22 protein-coding genes are annotated in these 24531 nt (G+C 51.0%); 17 read left to right on the top strand and 5 right to left on the bottom strand.

The window, feature by feature from the left end; genetic code table 11:
- Positions 1–95: 95 nt before the first annotated feature.
- The gene (locus PCH05_RS13900) at positions 96–1718 is read left to right on the top strand and encodes an MDR family MFS transporter (RefSeq protein ID WP_127603003.1); all 1623 of its coding nucleotides are present in this window, start codon (positions 96–98) and stop codon (positions 1716–1718) included.
- Between the two features lie 74 nt (positions 1719–1792).
- On the opposite strand, the gene msrA is transcribed toward PCH05_RS13900, so the two are convergent.
- Both msrA and PCH05_RS13890 read right to left on the bottom strand, forming a co-directional pair.
- Entirely contained in the window at positions 1793–2761 is a 969-nt protein-coding gene (gene msrA / locus PCH05_RS13895; protein WP_127603002.1) for a peptide-methionine (S)-S-oxide reductase MsrA, read from the bottom strand.
- A 17-nt stretch (positions 2762–2778) separates the two neighbouring features.
- Entirely contained in the window at positions 2779–3444 is a 666-nt protein-coding gene (locus PCH05_RS13890; protein WP_127603001.1) for a TVP38/TMEM64 family protein, read from the bottom strand.
- A 372-nt stretch (positions 3445–3816) separates the two neighbouring features.
- On the opposite strand from PCH05_RS13890, the gene PCH05_RS13885 reads away from it, so the two are divergent.
- The 3 genes from PCH05_RS13885 to yxiS all read left to right on the top strand — a co-directional run bounded on the left by PCH05_RS13885 (position 3817) and on the right by yxiS (position 5858).
- The gene (locus tag PCH05_RS13885) at positions 3817–4509 is read left to right on the top strand and encodes a TerC family protein (protein WP_127603000.1); all 693 of its coding nucleotides are present in this window, start codon (positions 3817–3819) and stop codon (positions 4507–4509) included.
- 81 nt (positions 4510–4590) lie between these two features.
- Entirely contained in the window at positions 4591–5532 is a 942-nt protein-coding gene (locus PCH05_RS13880) for a Gfo/Idh/MocA family protein (protein WP_127602999.1), read from the top strand.
- A 14-nt stretch (positions 5533–5546) separates the two neighbouring features.
- Positions 5547–5858 carry a protein YxiS gene (yxiS, locus tag PCH05_RS13875; RefSeq protein WP_127602998.1) on the top strand — a complete coding sequence of 104 codons (312 nt, stop codon included), beginning with the start codon at positions 5547–5549 and terminating at the stop codon, positions 5856–5858.
- 145 nt (positions 5859–6003) lie between these two features.
- On the opposite strand, the gene PCH05_RS13870 is transcribed toward yxiS, so the two are convergent.
- Positions 6004–6822, bottom strand: a complete 819-nt coding sequence (locus PCH05_RS13870; RefSeq protein ID WP_127602997.1) for an AraC family transcriptional regulator — start codon at positions 6820–6822, stop codon at positions 6004–6006.
- Between the two features lie 168 nt (positions 6823–6990).
- On the opposite strand from PCH05_RS13870, the gene PCH05_RS13865 reads away from it, so the two are divergent.
- From PCH05_RS13865 to PCH05_RS13810, 12 genes are all read left to right on the top strand, one after another.
- Positions 6991–8085 carry a Gfo/Idh/MocA family protein gene (locus PCH05_RS13865; protein ID WP_127602996.1) on the top strand — a complete coding sequence of 365 codons (1095 nt, stop codon included), beginning with the start codon at positions 6991–6993 and terminating at the stop codon, positions 8083–8085.
- Positions 8086–8180: 95 nt separating this feature from the next.
- On the top strand, positions 8181–8948 hold the full coding sequence (locus tag PCH05_RS13860) for a sugar phosphate isomerase/epimerase family protein (RefSeq protein WP_127602995.1): 768 nt from the start codon (positions 8181–8183) through the stop codon (positions 8946–8948).
- A complete protein-coding gene (locus PCH05_RS13855; RefSeq protein WP_127602994.1) occupies positions 8941–10032 on the top strand; it encodes a Gfo/Idh/MocA family protein in 1092 nt (363 codons plus the stop codon). The genes PCH05_RS13860 and PCH05_RS13855 overlap by 8 nt, the downstream gene beginning before the upstream one ends.
- Before the next feature lie 149 nt (positions 10033–10181).
- Positions 10182–11150: a sugar phosphate isomerase/epimerase family protein gene (locus tag PCH05_RS13850; RefSeq protein WP_127602993.1), complete on the top strand. Its 969-nt coding sequence runs from the start codon at positions 10182–10184 to the stop codon at positions 11148–11150.
- Between the two features lie 12 nt (positions 11151–11162).
- Complete coding sequence (locus PCH05_RS13845) at positions 11163–11894, top strand: ThuA domain-containing protein (RefSeq protein WP_127602992.1); 732 nt, start codon at positions 11163–11165, stop codon at positions 11892–11894.
- Positions 11895–12076: 182 nt separating this feature from the next.
- Positions 12077–12400, top strand: a complete 324-nt coding sequence (locus PCH05_RS13840; RefSeq protein ID WP_127602991.1) for a winged helix-turn-helix transcriptional regulator — start codon at positions 12077–12079, stop codon at positions 12398–12400.
- 143 nt (positions 12401–12543) lie between these two features.
- On the top strand, positions 12544–13425 hold the full coding sequence (locus tag PCH05_RS13835) for a hypothetical protein (RefSeq protein ID WP_127602990.1): 882 nt from the start codon (positions 12544–12546) through the stop codon (positions 13423–13425).
- 249 nt (positions 13426–13674) lie between these two features.
- On the top strand, positions 13675–14382 hold the full coding sequence (locus tag PCH05_RS13830) for a hypothetical protein (RefSeq protein ID WP_127602989.1): 708 nt from the start codon (positions 13675–13677) through the stop codon (positions 14380–14382).
- Positions 14383–14605: 223 nt separating this feature from the next.
- Positions 14606–17029, top strand: coding sequence for a nitrite reductase large subunit NirB (nirB, locus tag PCH05_RS13825; protein ID WP_127602988.1), 2424 nt, complete (start codon positions 14606–14608; stop codon positions 17027–17029).
- 66 nt (positions 17030–17095) lie between these two features.
- Positions 17096–17449: a nitrite reductase small subunit NirD gene (nirD, locus tag PCH05_RS13820; RefSeq protein ID WP_127602987.1), complete on the top strand. Its 354-nt coding sequence runs from the start codon at positions 17096–17098 to the stop codon at positions 17447–17449.
- Positions 17450–17746: 297 nt separating this feature from the next.
- Positions 17747–18223, top strand: coding sequence for a translation initiation factor IF-3 (gene infC, locus PCH05_RS13815; protein WP_127602986.1), 477 nt, complete (start codon positions 17747–17749; stop codon positions 18221–18223).
- Between the two features lie 124 nt (positions 18224–18347).
- Positions 18348–19379: a SepM family pheromone-processing serine protease gene (locus tag PCH05_RS13810; protein WP_246049575.1), complete on the top strand. Its 1032-nt coding sequence runs from the start codon at positions 18348–18350 to the stop codon at positions 19377–19379.
- Positions 19380–19435: 56 nt separating this feature from the next.
- Here PCH05_RS13810 and PCH05_RS13805 read toward each other — a convergent pair whose 3' ends face one another.
- Both PCH05_RS13805 and PCH05_RS13800 read right to left on the bottom strand, forming a co-directional pair.
- The gene (locus PCH05_RS13805; RefSeq protein ID WP_127602984.1) at positions 19436–20320 is read right to left on the bottom strand and encodes a hypothetical protein; all 885 of its coding nucleotides are present in this window, start codon (positions 20318–20320) and stop codon (positions 19436–19438) included.
- Between the two features lie 465 nt (positions 20321–20785).
- Positions 20786–21502, bottom strand: a complete 717-nt coding sequence (locus tag PCH05_RS13800; RefSeq protein ID WP_127602983.1) for a Crp/Fnr family transcriptional regulator — start codon at positions 21500–21502, stop codon at positions 20786–20788.
- Between the two features lie 326 nt (positions 21503–21828).
- Between PCH05_RS13800 and adhE the strand changes: the two genes are divergently transcribed.
- The gene (gene adhE / locus PCH05_RS13795) at positions 21829–24447 is read left to right on the top strand and encodes a bifunctional acetaldehyde-CoA/alcohol dehydrogenase (protein ID WP_127602982.1); all 2619 of its coding nucleotides are present in this window, start codon (positions 21829–21831) and stop codon (positions 24445–24447) included.
- The last annotated feature ends 84 nt before the right edge of the window (positions 24448–24531 follow it).

Here is a 24531-nt window from a genome sequence, read left to right as displayed (position 1 = left end):
TTGCTGCTGCCGAAGCAGCGGGCATTCAGCTTAGAGAATACATAAAGCCATCCAGAAAAGGCAGACCATTCAGGTATACAAGGAGTGGAGTACATTTGGAGGATTTATCCCAAAAGAGAAAAGTGACGATTATGATTGCCATTATCGCGGCCATGTTTTTTTCGGCCATCAATCAGACGATCGTCAGTACGGCCATGCCGCGAATCATCGCGATTCTGGGCGGTATGGATTACTACACGTGGGTCATTACGATTTACATGCTGACGTCCACGATTGCAACGGTTCTCGTTGGTAAGCTGTCGGATATATACGGACGCAAGCCATTCATTTTGGCGGGTATCGTATTTTTTATCATCGGTGCATTTTTAAGCGGTTTTTCCAAAGATATTTTTCAGCTGATTACGTACCGGGGGATTCAGGGGATCGGTGCGGGGATTATTATGGCGTCTGCTTTTACCGCTGTCGGCGACCTGTTCTCCCCGCGTGAAAGAGGGAAGTGGACCGGCATCATGATGGCCGTCTTCGGTTTCTCCAGCGTACTCGGGCCGACGCTGGGCGGCTGGCTGGTCGATAACCTGCAGTGGAAATGGCTGTTCTGGATTTTCCTCCCGCTCGGCGTGGTTGCATTCGTGATGATTATGATGCTGTTTCCAAAAGTTCCTCGCAAAAAGTCGGAGAAAATCGACTATTTCGGCTCGTTATTCCTAACGCTGACGATTGTGCCTCTTTTGCTTGGATTCTCTTGGGCCGGCACCAAATATGACTGGGGATCATGGCAAATTCTAGGCCTGTTCGGCGTGGCGATCGTCTTCTTGATCATGTTCATTCTCGTAGAAAGAGTGGTCAAGAGTCCCGTACTTCCATTGTCGCTGTTCCGCAACGATATCGTCACCATTTCGAACGTGATCGGCTTTATTATGAACGCGGGAATGATGGGAGCTCTTATCTATCTGCCGTTCTTCGTGCAGGGCGTTGAAGGGATTTCACCGACATACTCCGGTTATGTCACGATGCCAATGTCCATTTCCATGGTCATCGTAAGTACCATTATCGGCAGAATGATTACCAAAACGGGAAAATATAAGCGATTCGCGCTTGCGGGCATCCCGATTATGATCGCCGGCATGCTGATTATGGCATTCATGAACAGCGTATGGTTGGCCGTTGTGGCTATGATCGTATTCGGCCTGGGTCTTGGTATCGGCATGCCGGTATTCTCGCTCACCGTGCAAAATGCGGTCAAACCGGATCAGCTTGGCGTTGCCACGGCTTCCTCGCAGCTATTCCGGAACTTAGGTGGTACGATCGGTATTGCGGTCATGGGTACCATTATGACGTCAAGCCTCACCAGCCACATGAAGGACGCGATGACTTCGGGGAAAGGCGTGAATCTCCAGAAGCTTGATCCCGAGCTTGCCAAGCAGCTGGCACCGTTCCAGAATCCGGAAATGCTGCTGGATCAGCCGAAGCTTCATAAGCTGCAGGAAACGATGCCTCAGGATGTGCAATCCGTGCTTACGCAAATGATCGACATGCTGAAGGATGCGCTCCGTTCCTCTTTAACGACCGTGTTTTTGTCGGGAGCGGCTCTCGTTGTGGTTGCACTGGTGCTGACCTTCTTCCTGCGGGAGATCCCGCTGCGGACCTCGAATAAAATGCCGGATGCCCAAAAGCAGGGCCAGCCTGATAAGGCGGCACCCGCTTCAAGCTCCGTATAAGTACAAAAAAAGCCTGGGGGATATCCCCGGGCTTTTTTTGCTTGATTATCGTACCATTTCCGTCCAATTGTTTTTTATTGAAAAAGCACTTTATATTCGCCGTAGCCCTGCTGATCGAGTTCTTCCTTCGGAACGAAGCGGAGAGCGGCGGAATTGATGCAGTAGCGCAGACCTTCCGGGCCGGGACCGTCATCAAACACATGGCCCAAATGCGAATCGGAGCCCTTACTGCGGACCTCGGTGCGAACCATCATATGGCTGAGGTCCATTTTTTCCTTGATGCTGTAATCGCGGATGGGACGCGTAAAGCTTGGCCAGCCGCAGCCGGAGTCATATTTGTCCCGCGAGCTGAAGAGAGGCTCTCCGGAAACGATATCCACGTAAATGCCCTCGCCGTGATGATCCCAGAATTCGTTCTGGAAAGGCGGCTCGGTGGCATTGTTTTGGGTCACTTCGTATTGGATCGGGCTCAAACGCTGCTTAAGCTCGGATTTGTCTTTTGCGGGAGCCCAGGTTTTTTCCAAAAAGTCATCCCGGCCGGAGCCTTTGCGGTAGCGCTTATAATGCCCCGGATTTTTCTTGTGGTAATCCTGGTGATATTCCTCGGCGGCATAGAAAGGCTTCGCCGGCAGGATTGGCGTTACGATCGGCTTATCGAAGCGTCCGCTATTTGCAAGCTCGGCTTTGGAAGCCTCGGCCAGCGCCCGCTGCTGCTCTGTATGATAAAAAACAGCGGTCTGATACGAATGGCCGCGGTCATAGAATTGTCCGCCTTCATCCGTAGGATCGATTTGCTGCCAGAAAAGCTCCAGCAGCTTTTCATAAGGAAAGATTTCCGGGTTGAATGTAATTTGCACGGCTTCGACATGTCCTGTCGTATCGGAGCAGACTTCCTCATAGGTAGGGTTCTCGGTATGTCCGCCCGTATAGCCGGATTCCACTTTGATGATGCCGGGCAGCTCTTCAAACGGGGCTACCATGCACCAAAAGCATCCTCCTGCAAAAGTCGCTTTTTCCTGATGAACTGCTTGTAAATCGCTCATGATATCACTCCGTTTCATTATTTCTCATCCTTATTATAATCGAAACGCATGCCAGAACCAAGAAAACGGCTTTGACGTCGAGTCCGTCCGTGCTTCCGGTAAATAAGCAGCATGGCACCCAGCATCAGCACGTACCCCGCCGTAATCAAGATGGATGCAACCGGATGGCGCCCGCCCTGCCCGCCAAGAAAAGCATAAAGAAAAATGCCGGGGAGCTTGCCGATGCCGGAAGCGGCTGTATACGTCCAAAAGGGGATGGAGGCAACGCCTGCAAATACATTCACGGCCATTTGCGGAATCACGGGAATCAATCGTCCGGCGGCAATGCTGAGAAACGGACTGGATTCTACCCATGAGATGAACGTCTGCATCACCTTGAATTTCGCGAGATAACGGCGTCCTTGCTCCCGGAAAACCGTTCTTACAAGCGCGTAGATCAGCGTTGCCGCAATCATTGTGCCGAGCCAGCTGATCGCGGCCGCCCACACGGTTCCGAAGGAATAACCGAGTGCAGCGATCACGAGCTTGTAGGGAACGATCGGAAAAAGCGCGACCAGGGTCGCAATCCCGACCAGAACCGGAAAGGAGCCGTGCTGATGCATATAATCGACGATCTCATTCCGGTAAATGAAAGCCATTATTAACATAGCCGCGTATAAAGCGGCGAGCAGCCATTTATTCATGTTGTTTCCTCGCTTTTACCAGTCGCTCTTTCTGATGCCATCATACCAGAGATGGAACCTAAAAATAAAACCATGGAAATTACCGAAAGGGTTTGCTATAATGATTCCATTAAGTGAATAGTTCCCAAAGGGGAGTAGCTCATGCAATAAAGTCGTCATTACGGGACCGTCGTCCCCGGCTTTATTGGCAACGTAAACGTTGTTTTGCGAGACCTTTGCCTGATTTTCATTAGGTAAAGGTCTTTTTTGGTGGGATAAAAGCGCCATTACCTAATGAAGGTAAGGGGCGCTTTTTTTCATGCGGCGGACTAATCATAGCACACATCTTAATCCGGGATAAACCTCCCAAACAGAAGAAAGGTGGAATGAAAAATGGAATTGTTAACCATGGCATTTTGGACAGCCTTGCTGTCCATCGTCGTCATCGACCTGGTATTGGCAGGAGACAATGCCATCGTCATCGGTCTCGCCGCACGCAACGTCAGAAAAGAGGATCAGAAGAAGGTTATTATTTGGGGGACTGTCGGAGCCGTCGTCATCCGCGTCATTGCGACACTGCTTGTCGTGAAGCTGCTGATGATTCCGGGGCTGCGCTTGATTGGAGGAATCGCCCTCGTCTGGATCGCTTACAAGCTGTTGATAGACGAGAAAAAGCATGATATTTCCGCCGGCAATCAAATTTGGGCAGCGATCCGCACCATCATTATCGCAGATGCCATGATGGGTCTCGATAACGTGCTTGCTGTAGCAGGTGCGGCGCATGGCGATTTTCTGCTCGTGGTCATCGGTCTCGCGATTTCGGTACCGATCATGGTTTGGGGAAGTACGATGATCGTCAAATTGACCGAGCGGTTCCCGGCTATCATCACGTTCGGTTCGGCCGTGCTTGCCTGGACCGCTTCCAAAATGCTGGTGGAAGAGCCCATGATTCACGGAATGTTCGCCAATGTATTCGTGAAATACGCGTTTGAGCTGGTGGTCGTGGCGGCGGTTGTGCTGATTGGCCTTCGCTCGAAGAAAAAGAAAGCCGAGGCTGCCAAAGGCCAAGCGGTAGGGATGCACTAGATAAGTCTGTATTCCGACGATTAAAGAAGGTATAATGTGTATCGATCCTTGCGTACGACGGTGAAAGGTGGATTGTGCACGATGAATAACAGCAGCAAACGGAAGGTTGCCATGGTCGGTATCGGGGATATTGCGCAAAAGGTATACCTGCCGCTGCTGGCTCATCATGAGCACGCCGAGGTTACCGGCGTGATGAGCCGGTCGGAGGAAACGGTGCAGCGTACGGCGGACCGCTTCCGTTTGGAACATGGAACGACAGATTTAAATGAATTATTGTCCTGGAATGTGGATGCCGTATTTGTCCATAGTCCGACTTCCTCCCATTACGGCATCGTCAAAGCCTGCTTGCAGCAGGGTCTGCCGGTGTACGTGGATAAACCGCTTAGCGGGGATTTGACCGAATGCAGGGAGCTTGCTTCGCTCGCTGAATCCAAAGGCATTCTTCTTGGCGTGGGCTTTAACCGGAGATTCGCTCCGCTCTATCTGGAGGCCAAGGCATGGATGGAGGCATCGGGCGGCTTCGATCAGGCGACAGCGCTGAAGCATCGCACCCGGAAGCAGTCCGGCAGTGCCGAAGAGACAGTGTTTGACGATTTGATTCATATGCTTGATCTCCTGTTGTGGCTTGGCGGAGACGACTTCAAGATCGATTCGCGGCAGCTTGCGCTTGATTCGGAAGGCCGGATGCATCATGCGTCGGGCGTACTGAACTTTGACCGTGCGCGCTTTGGCAGTTACAGCATGATCCGGCAGGCAGGTATGGATGTGGAGAAGCTGGAGATGCATGGCGGTGGCCGATCCGTTGAAGTGATAAACCTCGAGCAGGCTCAACTGTATGAAAAAGGGGAGCTCCCCGCCACGAAAACCTTTGGCAGCTGGGAACCGATTCTGGAGCGCAGAGGCTTCGCCGGAGCGGTCAATCATTTTCTGGAATGCATCGACCATCCTGAACGCTGCAGCATCCGGGCCGATCGGGTCTTAAAAAGCCATGAGCTGGCCGCAAGGATCGCGGACAACCGTTAAAGGGGGGAATGGACATGGATGAATACCGCAAATCCGTGGAAGAAGGCATCGTAGAGAGCTACCGCCAGGACGAGGATATGATGATTCTCGTATTCGCCCAGTGGTGCGTCAATGAAGGACTGAGCCCGGAAGAATTGTACATGCAGGCCTATCCGCAGCAGCAGAGCAATGAACGTCTGCAGCGCGTACTGGAGCTGACGGTGCCGAAAGAAGAAGCGGGGCCGATTCCGGATGATACGGTGCTTGGCGTATTATCAATGTTCGGCAACGAGGATCTGGCTTTTGTCGTATCCGATGCGATTGCGAACAGACCCGGCAAGAAGTAAGCCATCATTTGTAAACGATCAAACGGCAGGCGCTTTCGTGAGCGCCTGCCGTTTTTTAATTTATGCGATTATTTGAGGGCAAGGGGCAGGACTCGTCTGAGTCCTGCCTCTTTTCTTATGAAACATCCCGTAGAGCCTTAGATCGTTAGATCTGCTCCCTGTTCGCAATCCGGAATTCCTTAGGGGACTTCCCGAAGCGGGAACGAAAGACGCGGTGAAAATACGTATAGTTCGCAAAGCCCGAGGTTTCGGCGATGTTCTCCAGAGACATCGGACTGAATATAATGCGCTCGCGCGCCATCTCGAGCCGGACCTCAAGCGTGTATTGCATGATGCTAGTGCCGAAGGCTTCTTTAAACAGATGAACCGCCCGTGATACGCTGATTCCGACATGGGCGGCCACATCCTCCAGCTTAAAGGATACGGACGCATGCTCCTCAATGTAATGCTTGATCTGGTAGGCCAGGTAGGTTTTCGGCGTGGTGGACGGATGCTCGCGCAGCAGACGGTCGGTTTCCAGGCATAAAATCCGCATGTAATATCCGGAGATCTCCGGAAACGGGTTGGACATTTTACGCTGCTCCAGCACGATTTGCCTGAACAGGCTCAGGATCGTTTCATTCAAGGGCACCTTGATGCGGGTCGGGCGTTTCTGCCTGGACCACCATTCATCAATCCACTCTCCCCCGAAGAAGATATGGTAGTCGCCGCTTTCGACCATAAGCTCGTCCTGGGCGTTAGGCTCTTCCTCGATTCTCAGCTCATAAGGCTCGTCCGGCGAGAATATGAGCAAATCTCCGGCTTCGATGCGCACCATTTCCCCGTTGACTCGCGCCTTGCAGCGGCCATCGGTCTGCAGCCGCATGAGATAGTTGTTGACTCCGTTCATTTCCGTCATGTAAAAGGGTTTATGATGAAATGAAAATCCTGCTGTATAAATGTGTACGGTTTCTTGCGTGGTCATGAAAGGGCTCCTTCTAGCATGTTGAATGCAGTAAAAAACGGATCATCAAAAAATAATGACCAGATTGTTCATGTTTTAATCATATTCTTCATTTTAATATAAATAAATTCGGAATACCATGGGTACTAGATTGTTGAATTCACCTTCAACAACGCGGGGAGTGACTGCATGAACAACAAAATGAAGGCTGGAATAATCGGCTGCGGAAATATCAGTGCGATTTATCTGGAAAACTTACGAAAAAGCAATGCCGTTGAAGTGGTGGCTTGTGCGGATCTCGTACAGGAACGTGCCGCGGCGAGGGCGAAGGAATTTGGGATTGCAAACGCATTCAGCGTGGACGAACTGCTGGCATGTCCGGAGATTGAGCTGGTCATCAACCTGACCATACCCGGCAGCCATGCAGCCATTGATATAGCGGCGCTTGAAGCCGGAAAACATGTGTATGCCGAGAAGCCGCTGGCCATTTCAGCTGCGGACGGAAAACGTATTCTGGAGACGGCAGCCCGCAAAGGGCTTCGTGTGGGCAGCGCGCCGGATACGTTCCTGGGTTCAGGAATCCAAACGGCGAAGGCCGCCATCGAAGCCGGATTGATCGGCAAGCCGGTTGCAGCAACCGCATTTATGATGGGTGGCGGACCGGAGGGCTGGCATCCCGATCCGGAATTTTTCTATGCGCCGGGCGGCGGGCCGATGTTCGACATGGGTCCGTATTATTTGACCGCGCTGGTAGAGCTGCTTGGCCCGATCGAACGGATCAGCGCCTCGGCCGGTGTTCAGATTCCGGGGCGGTTCATCGGATCCGGACCTAAAGCGGGCCAGCAGATTCCAGTGCAGACGCCGACGCATCTGGCCGGGACGCTCGATTTTGCACAGGGAGCCATTGCGACCATGATTATGAGCTTTGACATTAAGGCTGGCGCAGGTCTGCCGTGGATCGAAATTTACGGCACAGCGGGCACGCTGATCCTGCCTGATCCGAATTTTTTCAACGGAGACGTCAAGCTCCGGCGAAGCGGGTCAGATGAGATCGAATGGCTCACGCCCGTGTTCGAATGCGGGCAGAATGAACGGGGAATCGGCGTGAACGACATGGCCGAATCCATCCGGGCCGGACACGCACACAGGGCCGATGGGGCTTTGGCTTACCACGTGCTGGAAGCCATGCATGCCTTTCACATCTCCTCCCTGGAGGGAAAACATGTGGTTTTGGAGAGTAAATACGAATATGACAAGCAAATGACGTCAGGAAAGCTCGTATAACACTCCATCCTATATAAGGATTTGTTTCAAATCCGAGGCTTGACCAAAACACATAACAGATCTTCATCAATCCAAAAAACAGGAGTGAGGCAAACATGTTGAAGTTGGGTTTGCAATTGTACACCGTTCGCGACCAGATGGAGCAGGATTTTGAAGGTACATTGAAGAAAGTAGCAGAACTTGGATATCAGGGCGTAGAATTTCATACATTTTTTGGACGTCCTGCCTCTGAGGTGAAAGCATTGCTCGATCAGTACGGTCTTGTCGCCCTCGGCACGCATACATCATATGACCGTTTGCTCAGCGCGCTCGATGAGGAAATTGCTTACAATAAAGAAATCGGCAATACGAATCTGATCGTTCCTTATTTGGGTGAAGAACAGCGCCAATGGGAAGAAGTGTTCGCGAATCTCAGGGCGCTGGGCGAACGCTGCAAAGCGCAGAACGCAACGCTGCTGTACCACAACCATGATTTTGAATTCACCGAAAAAATCGGCGGCAAAACGGTATTTGACGCCATGTATGATACCGTTCCTGCAGACCTGCTTCAGGTAGAGCTGGACACTTGCTGGGCGCATTTTGCAGGCTACAGTCCAGCCGAGTACATTGAGGCATATGCCGGACGCCTACCGATCGTACACTGGAAAGATGTGCGCAGGCAGGAGGACGGCTCGCCGCTGACGGTGGAGCTCGGTCAGGGTGAGGTGGATTTGAAGGCCGTTGCTGAGGCAGCGGACAAAGCAGGCGTGGAGTGGATTGTGGTCGAACAGGATTTCTGCCAGAATCCGCCGCTGGAGAGCATTGCAAAAAGCATGGAATGGATTAAAAATTACGCCCAAAACGGAGGACCTGTATATGTCTAATACGAACCAAACCTTGAGAATCGGAATCATCGGCTGTGGCGGCATCGCAAACGGCAAGCATATGCCAAGCCTGGCCAAGCAGCCTCAAGCCCAAATGGTGGCTTTCTGCGACATCGTGAAGGAGCGCGCGGAAAAAGCGGCTGCCGATTTCGGCGTGGAAGGCGCTAAAGTATATACGGATTTCCGCGAGCTGCTGCAAGACGAGAGCATTGACGTGATCCATGTATGTACCCCTAACGATTCCCACTCGGAAATTTCCGTGGCTTCACTTGAAGCAGGCAAGCATGTCATGTGCGAGAAGCCGATGGCCAAAACCACGGCTCAAGCCAAAGAAATGGTGGAAGCTGCCAAACGTACGGGCAAAAAACTGACGATCGGCTATCAAAACCGCTACCGTAATGACAGCTTATACCTGAAAGAGCTTTGCGAAGCCGGAGAGCTTGGCGATATCTATCTGGGCAAAGCTTTGGCGATTCGCCGCCGCGCGGTTCCGACATGGGGCGTATTCCTGGATGAAGAAAAACAAGGCGGAGGCCCGCTGATCGATATCGGTACGCATGCACTCGATTTGACGCTGTGGCTGATGGACAACTATAAGCCGAAGAGCGTGCTCGGCTCTACCTTCCATAAGCTTGGACACCGCGAAAATGCGGCCAATGCATTCGGCCCGTGGGATCCGGAGCAATTCAAGGTGGAAGACTCCGCATTCGGATTCATTACGATGGAAAACGGCGCCACGATTATCCTGGAATCCAGCTGGGCGCTGAACGTTGTGGAAACCGGCGAAGCTAAAACGATTCTTGCGGGAACGGAAGGCGGCGCCGACATGAAGGACGGGCTGCGCATCAACGGCGAGAAGCTGAGCCGCTTGTATGACACCAAAGTCGACCTGAACGCCGGCGGCGTGGCATTCTATTCCGGCGAGGCGGAGAACGATGCGGACCGCGAGCAAAGATTGTGGCTGGAAGCGATCCTTGAAGACAAGGAGCTTGTCGTTAAACCGGAGCAGGCATTCGTGGTTACACAAATCCTTGAGGCGATTTACGAATCGGCCAAGACAGGTAAAGCTGTATACTTTGATTAATCTTTCCGAATAAAAGATATAGGGATTACAATCCATTATTCCCCATGCAGCGCTGCTGTATGGGGATTCGGATTTGGTGGCACTCTGTGGATTTAATGAATCAATGTTTGGAATCCATGAACAATGATGAAAGCTAAGGGGGAATTTTCGTGAAACTCGGCGTATTTATGGTATTGTTTGGTAACCGCAAGCTGGAAGAGGCACTGGACTATGTGGCTTCCAAGGGGCTTAAGGCAGTGGAAATCGGAACCGGCGGCAATCCCGGCAAAGCCCACTGCAATCCTGCAGAACTGCTGGAGAACGAAACAAAACTGAAAGAATTCAAGCACGCGGTAGAGTCGCGCGGATTAATGATCAGCGCTCTCAGCTGCCACGGCAACCCGCTGCATCCGCAGAAGCATCTGGCGCAGGCCGATCATGAGGATTTCGTGAACTCCGTGAAGCTGGCGGAGAAGCTGGGCGTCGAAGTGGTCAATACGTTCTCCGGCTGCCCTGGCGATCATGAAAACGCGAAATACCCTAACTGGCCGGTTGCTCCATGGCCGAACGATTACCAGGAGATTCTGGCGTGGCAGTGGGAGAACAAAGTGATTCCTTACTGGACGGAGCAGGCTAAGTTTGCCAGTGATCATCATGTGAAAATCGGCCTTGAGCTGCACGGCGGCTTCTCGGTGCATACGCCGGCAACGCTGCTGCGTCTGCGCGAAGCGGCGGGCGAAACGATCGGAGCCAACCTGGATCCGAGCCATATGTGGTGGCAGGGCATCGATCCGGTGCAGGCGATTCACATCCTGGGCCGTGCCGGCGCGATTCATCATTTCCATGCCAAGGATACCGTGATCGATCCGATCAACGTGAACCGTCACGGTCTGACGGATATGCAGCCTTACACGAACATGCTGGACCGTGCATGGCAGTTCCGCAGCGTAGGCTACGGACATGACGTGAAGACTTGGGCCGATATTATCAGCGCGCTGCGCCTGGTAGGTTATGATTATGTTGTCAGCATCGAGCATGAAGACGGTTTGATGTCCATTGAAGAAGGCTTCTCGAAAGCCGTATCCAACTTACAGCAGGTACTCATCGAAGAGTCGCTTGGCGACATGTGGTGGGTCTAGGGGGAAACCATAGTGATTAACGTAACGATCTGGAATGAATTTGTCCATGAAAACATCCATGATGAAGTGAAAGCCGTATATCCCGAAGGCATTCATACCGCCTTGGCCGAGGGTCTTCAAGACCCCGAATTTGCCGTGACGACCGCAACGCTTGAACAGCCGGAGCATGGCCTGACCGAGGATGTGCTGAATTCGACGGATGTCCTGATCTGGTGGGGACACATGGCTCATGACCGCGTGAGTGACGAAATTACGGCACGGGTCGTGAAACGCGTTCAGGCAGGGATGGGCCTCATCGTCCTTCACTCCGGACATTTTTCCAAGCCCTTCAAAGCATTGATGGGGACGTCATGCGATTTGAAGTGGCGCGAGGCCGGAGAGCAGGAAATTTTGTGGAACGTCAATCCTTCGCATCCGATTGCGGAAGGAGTCGACGTGAAAATCATTCTGGAGCATGAAGAGATGTACGGCGAATATTTCGATATTCCGACGCCGGATGAGCTGGTATTCATCAGCAATTTCGAAGGCGGAGAGGTATTCAGAAGCGGCTGCACCTTCCGCCGCGGCCGGGGGAAAATTTTCTATTTCCGCCCAGGACATGAGACGTATCCGACGTATTATCAGCCTGAGATTCTCAAGGTTATCGCCAATAGCATCAAATGGGCGAAGCCGGCAGAAGGAAGCGCGCTTCAATTTGGCAATATGCAGCCGGTCAGAGCACTGGGTAAGGTTGAAACGGTATAGCATTTGCAAGTCAAACCAGCAAGGCGGAGGCAGTCATGCTTCCGCTTTTTTCCTTTCTCTCTGATTTGCCGCCATTTTGTTTTCTTTTGAATAAAATTGTGGTAAAATGAAACAAACTAACTTAATGTAAGCTTTCATGAGACGTAACTGTTTACATGGATCCTGTAAAGAGGTGAAAGATCATGAACAGTCAGGATTTCAGTATGTGCCCGCGGTTTGAAACTGCTTTTTCCGTTCTAGGCAAACGTTGGAACGGTTTGATTATTTACTCGTTGATGAACGGACCGAAACGGTTCAAGGACATTTCCCATATCATACCTTCGATGAGCGACAAAATGCTGTCCGAGCGTATGAAGGATTTGGAGAACGAAGGCATTTTAGTGCGCCATGTTTATCCTGAAACACCGGTCCGGATTGAATACGAATTGACGGAAAAAGGCAAAGCGCTGCAGCCCGTCATGGACCAGGTTCAAAACTGGGCGGAGCATTGGTGTGATATTGAGTAATCAACTGAAAAACCAGCTGTAGAACAGACCTTCCTTGTGTTTGCAAGGAGGGTTTTTGTTTAATATATAGAAAGATTAAAATTCGGAGTAAGCTAATCTGATCTCGCAAGACAAAGAATATCGCGGTCTGCCTTCGAAAGTACGTGATCAATGTTCTGCTACTTTATCAAATCATTCCTATCGCCTGCAAAAGGATGTATGGACTTGTAGTTTTTGCTAATTTTAGGCAAAGACTTGCACCTTACCGCAGGTTGTGTAGTATAATTGGTAAAAAACTGCCTTTTCGGCGCTTAAGGAGGCGGATGACGATGAGAAAAAGAGTACTTTCCCAAGAAATCAGATATGGCAAAAAAGATGTTACTGAACTTGAAAGCGCTTCTATTAAAGTACGCAATATCTATGACAAAGCGATAGAAATGCTGATGCGTAATGTGCCGGAGTCGATGTGGAAGCCTTGGGCGATTCAAAAGCCCGCTCAGGAGTCGCCTTCTGCAGCGGGTGAGAACAGCAGTCCTGTTTTTCAAAAATGGATTCAAAGCCCGTCAGGCTGGAAATGCATCGGTTGCGAGCGTCACTTTGTTGAGAGCCTTACACCCGCAGGTGAAAAGGAAGAGCCCGACAAGCGGGAATATATATTCCACAGCGGCCGATTTCAAAGCATGCTTCTGCAGGTCTTGATCTGGTCGCAGTATGAAGAAATTTCGCTATTCCACCCCTTTCTGGGCGACACCCCCTTTTATGATGAAGAAGAGATGGAAGTCATCTCTACCTACTTCGTTCCTACCTATGTCAGCGCACACCCTTTTCAGCAGTCAGGCAAACCCTTCAAGAAGCATGAAATGCGCATTCCCGTTTATCAGGAATTTATATCCGCTCCGCCGCTTCTCGTCCATCTGGATGGCGAGGTTCTCGAAGGCACCTGGATGACAGGGGTGTATGTGGATCAAGGCAATTTTTTGGGGCTGGGACCTTACCTTAAAAACACCGACGGCAGCCGGAATTTCATGCAGGCGTTAATTAATTGATATTTTTCGCCATATAGCGTCCGATTCTGTCGAAATACTTGGTTTGCATATGGTAAAATAGAGTTCTCAGGACGAGAGCTCTTATTTTTTTAGTATGAGAAGCTAACCATGTGCACAGGGCCAGAGATGGTCTTTTCAATGACGGAAAACTTCAGCTAAAGTCGGTCTGTCCGCAATCAGGCGGATGCCGCAAGGCATTTTCTTTGCCGGGCAGAATGCATGCAATGAATAACTGAAGGTGGTGTTAGGGTGGGGAAAGGATTACAAAAAGCATTTGCTTTGTTTATAGCTGTTTCGTTCCTGCTCGCAGGCTGCAACGGCAGCAAGTCCCAGGAGGCTTCGGCGCAGGTGTTTGCAGGCGATGTTCCTTCCATTTGGATATCTGAAAAGGATGATTTCTTCTCTCCCGATATTATCCGCGATCTGGAGAAATACCTGCAGCAGGGCGAAACGATCCGGGAAGGCCTGAAAAAAAGCGGCATTGTGTCTTTTGCCGATGACGGCTCCATCCATTCGATCAGCCAGGTATCGCTCTCGCCCGCATTCGTGTGGGGGCTGGAGCTCAATAAGAAGAAGCTTGGAAAGGACAAGCTTGATACGGTGCTCAAGGATAACGACGAAATCGGAATTTCAATTGAGCCGACCCACGCGAAAAAACAGGATAACAACCTGCAATATACGGTACTGAAGCTGAACGGGGGCACCATCCAACCGGGGCTTTCGCATACGTATATTCTTCCCTTCAACGAAAATGAAAGCGTGCGGGATATTTTGGTGAGCACAGATTTCATCGAATTGACTCTGAACAAACGGTTTATCGCGCTGGTCAAAGGTTATAGTCCGAAGTCGATTGAAAAATGGGTTCTGAAGGTGAACGGCAAAGAGCTGGTCGAGAATGGGCTCGATATGAAGCTTGCACCTCAGGATGAAGTGGAGATCAGGCTGGAGAGATCCTAGCGCATTAAATAACCAAGTTGGCGGCCGTTAAAAAATAGCTGTTAGGAGATTACATATATTTTCAACAATTTAAGTGAATAAATTCACATTTAATGTGAATCAAATCACATTTCAAATTTTAAACATTCGCTATAATGGAGCCATCCAATCAGCAGCAGGCGGGCAAATAAAACGTTGGATGACGTTCGTTTTGCCGCCAAACCTTGGAAGGAGGCTTTCTGCGATGAAAGCGGATCGAGAGAAATTGGTCGTCATCGGGAACGGGATGGCTGGTATCAGTACGGTGGAACAGATTTTAAAGCTTAGCGGCTCTTATGATATTACGGTGTTTGGCAGTGAACCCCATCCCAACTACAACCGGATCATGCTTTCTTATGTGCTGGATGGCAGCAAAACGATAGAGGACATTATTTTGAATGACCTGACCTGGTACGAAGAGCATGGAATCAAGCTTTACACCGATACCACGGTGGCGCGGATTGATAGCATGGCCAAGCAGGTCATTACAGAGGACGGGGCTTCGGTTCCATACGATAAGGTCATTATTGCAACCGGTTCTAATCCGCTGATGCTGCCTGTTCCAGGCTGCGACAAGCAGGGCGTCGTGGGGTTTCGGAAAATTGAAGACTGCAGCAACATGATGGAGGCGGCGAAAAGATACGGCAAGGCAGCCGTCATCGGCGGCGGACTGCTCGGGCTGGAAGCCGCCAAAGGTCTGGTGAGTCTTGGTATGGATGTCACGGTGGTTCACTTAATGGAGGATTTGATGGAGCGGCAGCTGGATCATCAAGCGGCTTCGATGCTGAAGGCCGAGCTGGAACGTCAGGGAATCCGTTTTGCCATGGGCAAACAAACAGAGGAGCTGCTGGGACAAGAGCGCGTGGAAGGGCTGCGCTTCACGGACGGTACGGAGCTGAGCTGCGACTTTGTCGTGATGGCCGCGGGGATCAAGCCGAATATTGGCGTCGCAAAAGCCAGCGGAATTGCCGTGCATAAAGGAATCATCGTGGATGACTATATGAGGACCTCGATGCATCATGTGTACGCCGTAGGGGAATGTACGGAACATCGCGGCGTATGCTATGGCCTGGTTGCCCCTTTGTTCGAACAGGGGAATGTTCTGGCTAAGCATGTATGCGGCGTGCATACGCAGCCTTATGAAGGCTCGGTCGTTTCGACGAAGCTGAAAATTTCCGGGGTGGATGTGTTTTCGGCTGGTGAGTTCATCGAGGGCCCAGCGCATACCGTGATCGCATCTCAGAACGACTGGAAACGGACCTATAAGAAAATACTGCTCCGGGACGGTAAAATAACGGGGGCGGTCTTATTCGGCGATGTGAGCGAAGCCGCTCCGCTGCAAAAGATGGTCAAAGAGCATACCGAAATGACGGATGAAATATACGGGGAAGTGATGGGCGGTGGTCACTGCGGAAGCGGCGGCGCAGCCCGGAAAGTCCTTTCCGTTGAATCGATGGCTGGCGAGGAAATCGTATGCGGCTGCAATGGGGTAACCAAGCAGATGATTGTAGATGCCATCACGGAGCAGGGGCTGAAGACCGTGGATGAAATCAAAGCCAGCACGGGGGCAACCCGTTCCTGCGGAGGCTGCAAGCCCGTCGTTGAGCAGATCCTCCAGTATGTTCTCGGTGATGAATTTCAGACAGCGGCCAAGCAAGGAATCTGCGGCTGCACTTCACTGAGCCGCGACGAAATTGTTGCCGAGATTCGCGCAAAAGGCTTGAAAACAACCCGGGAGGTCATGCATGTCCTGGGGTGGAGTCAGCCTGAAGGGTGTTCGAAATGCCGTCCCGCACTGAATTATTATCTAGGCATGATTGATCCCGCAGAGCATGAAGATGAAAAAGCGTCTCGTTTCGTGAACGAGCGGCTCCATGCCAACATTCAAAAGGACGGAACCTATACCGTGGTTCCCCGGATGTACGGAGGCGTTACGACGCCCGAGGATTTGAAGCGGATTGCCGACGTGTCGCTGAAATACGATGTGAAGGTCGTCAAGGTCACGGGCGGACAGCGGCTGGATTTGATCGGTGTCAAAAAAGAAGATCTCCCTAAAATATGGGAGGAGCTGGATATGCCCTCGGGCTACGCTTACGCCAAGTCGCTCCGCACGGTCAAAACCTGCGTCGGCTCGCAATTTTGCCGGTTTGGAACGCAGGATTCGATGGCGATGGGAGCGCTGCTGGAACGGAAGTTCGAGCGGCTGGATTTTCCGGCCAAATTCAAAATGGCGGTCAACGGCTGTCCCCGCAACTGCGCGGAGTCGTGCACGAAAGATATCGGGATCGTGGGCAATGACGGGGGCTGGGAAATATTCATCGGAGGAAATGGAGGCATCAAACCGCGGATAGCGGACTCGTTCTGTAAGATCAAGACGGACCTGGAGCTGATCGACATCTGCAGTGCGCTGATCCAGTTCTACCGTGAAACCGGCAAGTATCTGGAAAGAACGTCGGAGTGGGTCGAGCGGATGGGGCTTGAAACCATTCGGTCCGCTGTACTGGACAACGAGACGCAGCGTAAGGAGCTGATCGAACGCGTCGAATTTGCGCTTTTACAGGTGGAAGATCCGTGGAAAAAGGTGCTGGAACAACCTGGAACGCGCCGCATGCTGTATGAGCAGGTGTAGGGCGGCAGCCTCGCGGTGCTACGTTTCCAACGAATCGTTATTTCATGGTAGGAGGAATAAGGGATCATGGAGAATGTATTAAGCTATTATCCGGCGGGCACTCTTGAAGATTACGGTGCACAGATGGGGCGCGTCGTCCATATCGGAGAACTGGAGCTCGCGGTATTTCACACCAGTACAGGAGAAATGTACGCGTTGGATAACAGGAGTCCGCATCCGAAAGGCGGGCCGCTCGCTGAGGGCATCATATCCGGACATTTCGTTTACGATCCGTTGTATGACTGGAAAATTGATCTGAAGGAAGGCCAGGTGCAGTCGCCGGATCATGGGCAAGTCCGGACGTATCCGGTGCTTGTGGAAGACGGAACGGTAAAGATCGGCATCCCGAGTGAATCCGTACACACAGGCGGCAGCCGCTGACCATGCGCGACTCGTAAAAATAAAAGAATGGCGGTATGGGATTCGTTTCCTATACCGTCATTCTTTTATTTCGTTCGTCCAGTCCGAAGCCAAGCAACCGAAGAGCCTGGGATTCATGAGCTGCCAATTTGATTTCTTTTAGTCCAATGGAAATTATAAATCGGAAATAAGTGAGTGCGTTTTTATTGTCCGGAATCCGTGTGCCTGTCTAAAGGCTGCGGTATGTAGTACGGGGAATCAGCTATGTTCATTTCCTCCCTATCCGTGTAAAATATGGATGGACAGGAGTGTATGGAAATGATCATGAATGAGAAAATCAAAGCAAAAGAAATTGAGCTGACCGGACTGAATGGCGAGGATTTGGGCATAATGCCGACGTCCGAGGCGCTTGCCATGGCGAAGAAGCTGAAGGTGGATTTGGTGTGTACTTCCCTCATGAGCAGCCCGCCGCCATGCAGGCTGATCGGGGCGGCTGACGCGAAGCGGGAGCAGCAGCAAGCCAAGGCTTCCGAACGTCCCATGAAAGTGAAAGAAATCCGGCTGACGCCGCACATCGAGGATCATGACTACGAAACCAAGCTGCGGCAAGCTGAAAAGCTCTTGGAGTCCGGTGATGCCGTTCTGCTCGTGGTGCGTATCAAGGGCAAGGAAGGAGCGCTGGCCAAAGAGCTTCTGGAGCGCCTGATCAAGGATTTGAGCCATGTGGGCAGCAAAACGACAGGGATCCAGCTGAGCGGCAAGCAGGCTGCGGTGCAGCTAAATAAATTGAACTAAAGAAGATGGGCAGCTGCTAGTCCAGCAAGATCATGCATCAAGGAGCGGTAGAATGGTCCGCCGATCTGGGAGACGGCAGCTTATTGGGTATCCTTATCATAGTCCAGGAAGGATTCGTTTGAACGTGAGCGTAACCAAGAAAACGAAAAGATTAACGTGGACGACGGGAATCATCCTGGCATTGCTGGTGGTTTTGATGATCCCGGCTCCCTACTATTTGTATCAGCCGGGAGATGTTGAGCCGCTAGCCCCGGTCATTACCGTGGAAAACGGTCATAAGTCCGAGAAGGGGAATTTTTATCTGACGACGGTATCCACGATCAAAACCTCGCATCTCTACTATCTGATTTACGGATGGTTCGCGCCGAATACGCAAATCCGCAAGGAAAAAAGCGTAAGCGGGAATCTGACGGAAGACGAATATGATTTTCTGCTCAAGCATATGATGACGACCTCTCAGCAGAATGCGGTCACGGCGGGCCTACGGATGGCGGGTGAAGTGGTTCCCGTCCAGAATAAGGGCATTTTCGTCACCAATGTGCTGCCCGCTTCCACAGCGAAAGGCAAAATTGCCGTGGGGGATATCATCACGGAAATCGACGGCAAACCGATGAAAAAATCGGAGGAGGTCATCGCCTATTTAAGCGCCAAGAGGGCGGGGGATCAGGTAGACATCGTCTTTTTCCATGAGGGGAACCGGAAGCAGATGACCTTCGGGCTGTCGGTGATCAATGATCAAGGAAAAGTAGGCCTGGGTATACAGCCGGAGGATGAATACGTGATTTATCCGCCGCGTCAGGTGAAAATCGATACGAGGGAAATTGGCGGACCATCGGCTGGGCTGATGTTTTCACTGGAAATATTGAATCAGATGGTACCGGAGGATTTGACCAAGGGTTACCAGATTGCGGGCACGGGAACGATCGACCAGGACGGGAATGTCGGCCAAATTGGAGGCATTCGGGATAAAATCGTGGCGGCACACGAAGGGAAGGTGGACATTTTCTTCTGTCCTGCCGACGTGCAGCCAAACGATGACAATACGAAGGATATTATGGACGAAGCGAAAAAGCGAAACTACAAGATTAAAATCGTTCCCGTCCGCAACATGAAGGATGCATTGGATTATTTGAACACGCTTCCTCCGAAAACGTAACAAAAAGGGGAGTCCTTTGGTCGCAAGACCGACAGGGCTCCCCTTTTTAAAATCGTTTACTTCAAACTCTTCCAGCCGTCAAAATCGTGGATTGCAATGCCTGTGTATGACGGATTCACTTTCGCCAGTTCATGCAGCAAGACGAGCTGTTCATTCATATAATCAGCGCCTTCTTCGTAAAACGTAAGGAAATCGCCTTCGTTGCTCGGCTTCGTTTCCACCGCGGCAAACGCCTTCTTGCCGAGAGCGGTAGCGTCTTCGAGCTCCTTCTTGGCGATGCTGTAGATAGCCGCTGCGGTATCGCGGTAAGACATGATCGTCACGGAATCATATTGGCCGATCATGAACCGGCTTAATGTGGCTTTACCGTCTGCCGTATAGTAATTGCCCAGCCAGAAGGGAATGTCGGCAGAAAGCGAAAGATTGAGCTTAGCGGCCTCTTGTCCCAGATAAATGACATTGCTTTGCCACTGACGAATGACGCCGGTTTGGTCGGTCTTCCATTGGGGCAGGACATGCGGCTCAATATCTACATGAAGACCGCTGAATTTTTCTGCGGCGGCGGCTCCGTTCTGATACGCTTGTACCCAGCTTAAAAAGTTAGTGATGCGGTAGCGTTCAGTTTCGAGTCCCCATTGCGGCGCGCCATCGAGCGCTTCAACGTGTATGCCGCGTGCGCCGGACTCCTTGATGAAGCTTCGGTAGTAGGAAACCGGAATATCGATGTTCACCTGCAAATAGACGAGATTAACCTGGTTCTGGGTCAGGAAGGACAATACATCCTGCGGATTGCTCCGGATCCGTTCCGTATTCCACAGCCAGGTTGCCTTTTGATAATAACCTTGTGCTTTTGCTTCATTGGGCGAATGAACAGCCACTCCTGAAAAAACGATGCAAAAAACGATGATCAAGCATAAACGATTTATCCACTTTGTTGCCATAGGGTTCCACTCCTTAATTGATCTCTGCAATGATGATTCCTCGTACCCTTTTTCAAGGGGATAAACAGACTTCAGACCTTGGATGTCGGTAGCATATTGAATGTGATGTAGTTCTCTTCGGGCAGAAGCCTAACCTCCTCGTTCATGGGCAGTTTCCAGCTGCGAAATATATAAATTAGGAATAACTGCGCAAATTAATGAGTCTTTGGAATTGGTACTAACAATTGTTTCGGTTCTTTTATCCGTATCATTTATAGTACTAAAGTCCTTAATTCAATCGTTTCAGAACATTTTTATGACATTTATAGGACGAATCAGGGGCAAAAGGAGGAAAAACATAAAAAACATTCAGATCAGGAAGGGAATGGGTATTTTTGCGCATAAAAAAGCTCCCGGAGCAGGAGGAATGTTCCGGGAGCTGGAATAGTGGTGAAGCAAAGGGAAAACCGCTTCGGTGCATTGCGGTTAGATACGGCAAATTTCGTTCGGACACAGCTCACAGTGACAAATATCCTGGAGCATTTCGAGATTCTTGATGACAATCATGCCATTTTCGTATTCCACCGCATCCTTTTTGCGCAGATCGCTGAGCATGCGGTTCACGCTTTCGCGGGTAGCCCCGATCATGTTCGAGAGGTCGGTGTGGGTAATTTTTTTATGAATAAGAATGGTATCTCCATGCTTTTCTCCATAAGTATTGCTGAGTCGGATCAGGGTCGAGCAGAGCGCGCCGGGCTTGCCGTACATCATCAGGTCGCGGAATTTGGTCTGGGTCAGGCGATGGTGAATGCCCATCCATTTCATGAAGTCGATCGCAAAATCGCAGTGCTGACAGATCAGCACCTCCAGATCCTTTTGATCGATCACCCCAATTTCGCTTTCCTCCAGCACTTCCGCCGTAAAGCTGTGCTTGCTGCTGAAGAAAGGATCGGCCTGGCCAACCATGTCTCCCGTTTGGTACATATACAAAATCAGCTCTTTACCTTCATCCGTCGATTTGGTCAGCTTGATGCGGCCGCGTTTGACGTAAAACAGTTTGTCAGATACGTCGCCCTCCCAGAACAGATGGGAGCCTTCAGGCACGATGCGGTCCTTCATGATGACCATCAGGCGATCCAGGTTTTGGTCAGAAAAGCAGCTTGTATTTCCACGGGCTTCGATAACATTCAGTTGGTTGCTCATACTCGTTATCCCCTTTGTATCTTCAATTTTCAATAAATTTTAAACTAATTATAACCTGAAATAAGCCATTTTTGGGGGGAGAAAAGCCCATAAAAGTGTCGAAATTCCGACATTGTGATAATTTTCACTTTTGCGAGCGTTGAGGTTATTCATATTCATACATATAAGTTTCGGAGAGATGGAATTGGAAATGTAAGCGTTTTGAAAACGGAAAATGAAAACATTCAAATTTTGTGAAAGTTTTCACTTTAAATCTTTTCATGATTGTGTTATGATCGAGTCGAGAGAGAGAGTTAAACCAAAATATACCTGAGAGGATGAAAGAGATGGCTGTAAAAAATGAAGTTGTTACCGATAAAAAACAGCAGTCAGCCGAAGCGTACATCCAGACCCTCATCGACAAAGCGAACAAGGCACAGGAAAAATTCATGGGCATGACCCAGGAGCAGATCGACGACATCGTTCAGGCGATGGCATTGGCGGGACTCGACAAGCACATGCATCTGGCGAAGCTCGCGGTGGAGGAAACGGGTAGAGGCATCTATGAAGACAAAATCACGAAAAACATGTTCTCGACCGAGTATATTTATCACAGCATCAAGTATGAAAAAACCGTCGGCGTCATTGAGGATAACCCTTATGAAAGCTACCAGAAAATCGCAGAACCTGTAGGTATCATCATGGGGATTACGCCCGTAACGAATCCGACGTCCACGACGATGTTTAAGGCACTTATTTCTATTAAAACACGTAACCCTATTATTTTTGGATTCCACCCTTCTGCGCAGCAATGCAGCAGAGAGGCAGCCAAGACATTGATGGAAGCTGCCGTCAAGCACGGAGCTCCAGCAGATTGCATCCAGTGGATCGAAGAGCCGACCATGGAGAAAACCAATGCCCTGATGAATCACCCGGATGTGGCGCTCATTCTCGCGACCGGCGGATCGGGCATGGTGCGGGCGGCGTACAGCTGCGGCAAACCGGCGCTTGGCGTGGGTCCCGGCAACGTTCCTTGCTTCATCGAAAAAACGGCGGACATTGATCAGGCGGTCACCGACCTCATCCTGTCCAAGTCGTTTGACAATGGTATGATTTGCGCATCCGAGCAGGCTGTGATCATCGAGGAACCGATTTTTGATCAAGTGCGGAAAAAAATGATCGCAAATGGCTGTTACTTCGTGAACAAGGACGAAGCGGCGAAGCTGACGGCGGGAGCCATCAATCCGGAAAAATGCGCGGTGAATCCGGCGATCGTCGGTCAATCCGCTGTGAAAATCGCCGAAATGTGCGGCTTCAGCGTGCCGGCTGGCACCAAAATATTGGTCGCCGAAATCGAAGGCGTAGGCATGAAGTACCCGCTGTCGGCGGAAAAGCTGAGTCCGGTACTCGCCTGCTATAAAGTGAAAACGGCAGCGGAAGGAATCGAACGGGCAGCGGAAGTCGTCGCATTCGGCGGGATGGGCCACTCGTCGGTTATCCATTCGCATGACGAGGAAGTCATCTCGAAATTCGCGGACCGGCTGCAGACGGGACGGATCATCGTCAATTCGCCTTCGACGCACGGGGCGATCGGAGACATTTACAACACGAACTTGCCGTCGCTGACCCTGGGATGCGGATCGTATGGACGCAACTCGACATCGTCGAACGTCACCGCGGTCAATCTCATCAACGTGAAAAGGGTGGCTCGCCGTACCGTGAATATGCAATGGTTTAAAGTGCCGGACAAAATTTACTTTGAAAAGGGTTCGACGCAGTATTTGGCTAAAATGCCGGATATCAGCCGCGTGGCCATCGTAACCGACGCCATGATGGTCAAACTGGGCTACGTGGAGAGAGTAGAGCATTATCTCCGTCAACGCCAGACGCCGGTTGTCATTGAGGTATTCTCGGATGTTGAACCGGATCCGTCGACGACAACGGTGGACAAAGGCACAGAAATGATGAACCGGTTCCAGCCGGACTGCATTATCGCCCTTGGCGGCGGTTCGCCAATGGATGCCGCGAAAGCCATGTGGCTGTTCTATGAATATCCGGATACCGATTTCGAGAATCTGAAGCAAAAATTCATGGATATCCGCAAACGGATCTATAAATATCCGCGCCTGGGGCAAAAAGCGAAGTTTGTGGCGATTCCGACGACGTCGGGTACAGGCTCGGAAGTGACTTCGTTCGCTGTTATTACGGATAAAAATCAGGGTAATACCAAGTATCCGCTTGCGGATTACGAATTAACGCCGGATGTGGCGATTGTGGATCCGGAATTCGTCTACACGCTGCCGAAGACTGCGGTAGCCGATACCGGCATGGACGTGCTGACGCATGCGATTGAAGCGTATGTATCGGTCATGGCAAGCGATTATACGGACGGCCTCGCGATCAAGGCGATCCAGCTCGTATTCCAGTATCTGGAGCAGTCGGCGCTGACCGCCGATCCGTTTGCCCGCGAGAAAATGCATAATGCATCGACGCTGGCCGGCATGGCCTTCGCCAACGCGTTCCTCGGCATCAACCACAGCTTGGCGCACAAATGGGGCGGACAATACCATACGGCGCACGGCCGCACCAACGCGATCCTGATGCCGCATGTCATCCGCTACAACGCGAAGAAGCCGACGAAATTCGCTTCGTTCCCGAAATACTCGCATTTCATCGCTGATGAGCGTTACGCGGAAATCGCGCGCATTCTGGGTCTGCCGGCCCGCACGACGGAAGAAGGGGTAGACAGCCTGATTCTGGCAATCCGCAAGCTGAACAAAGCATTGGGCATCGAGGAATCGTTCCAGGAGCTCGGCTTTGACGCGAAGGATTTTGAGGCTCGCGTTGACTACTTGGCGGATCGTGCTTTCGAAGACCAGTGCACGACGGCCAATCCGAAGCTGCCGCTGGTGACAGAGCTGGCTGAGGTATACCGGAATGCATTCTACGGACGTTTCGATAAATAACAACGAATGAAAATGATGGATACTGTGACAAATATCACCCGAAAAGTGATATTTGTCACAGTGATTTTCAGAAAAAACCTGTAA

This window comes from Paenibacillus chibensis (genome assembly GCF_004001045.1).
In the GTDB taxonomy this organism is placed as follows: domain Bacteria; phylum Bacillota; class Bacilli; order Paenibacillales; family Paenibacillaceae; genus Paenibacillus_AQ; species Paenibacillus_AQ chibensis.
The sequence above is the reverse complement of the archived record's forward strand: the minus strand, read 5'-3'. Positions and strand labels throughout refer to the sequence as shown.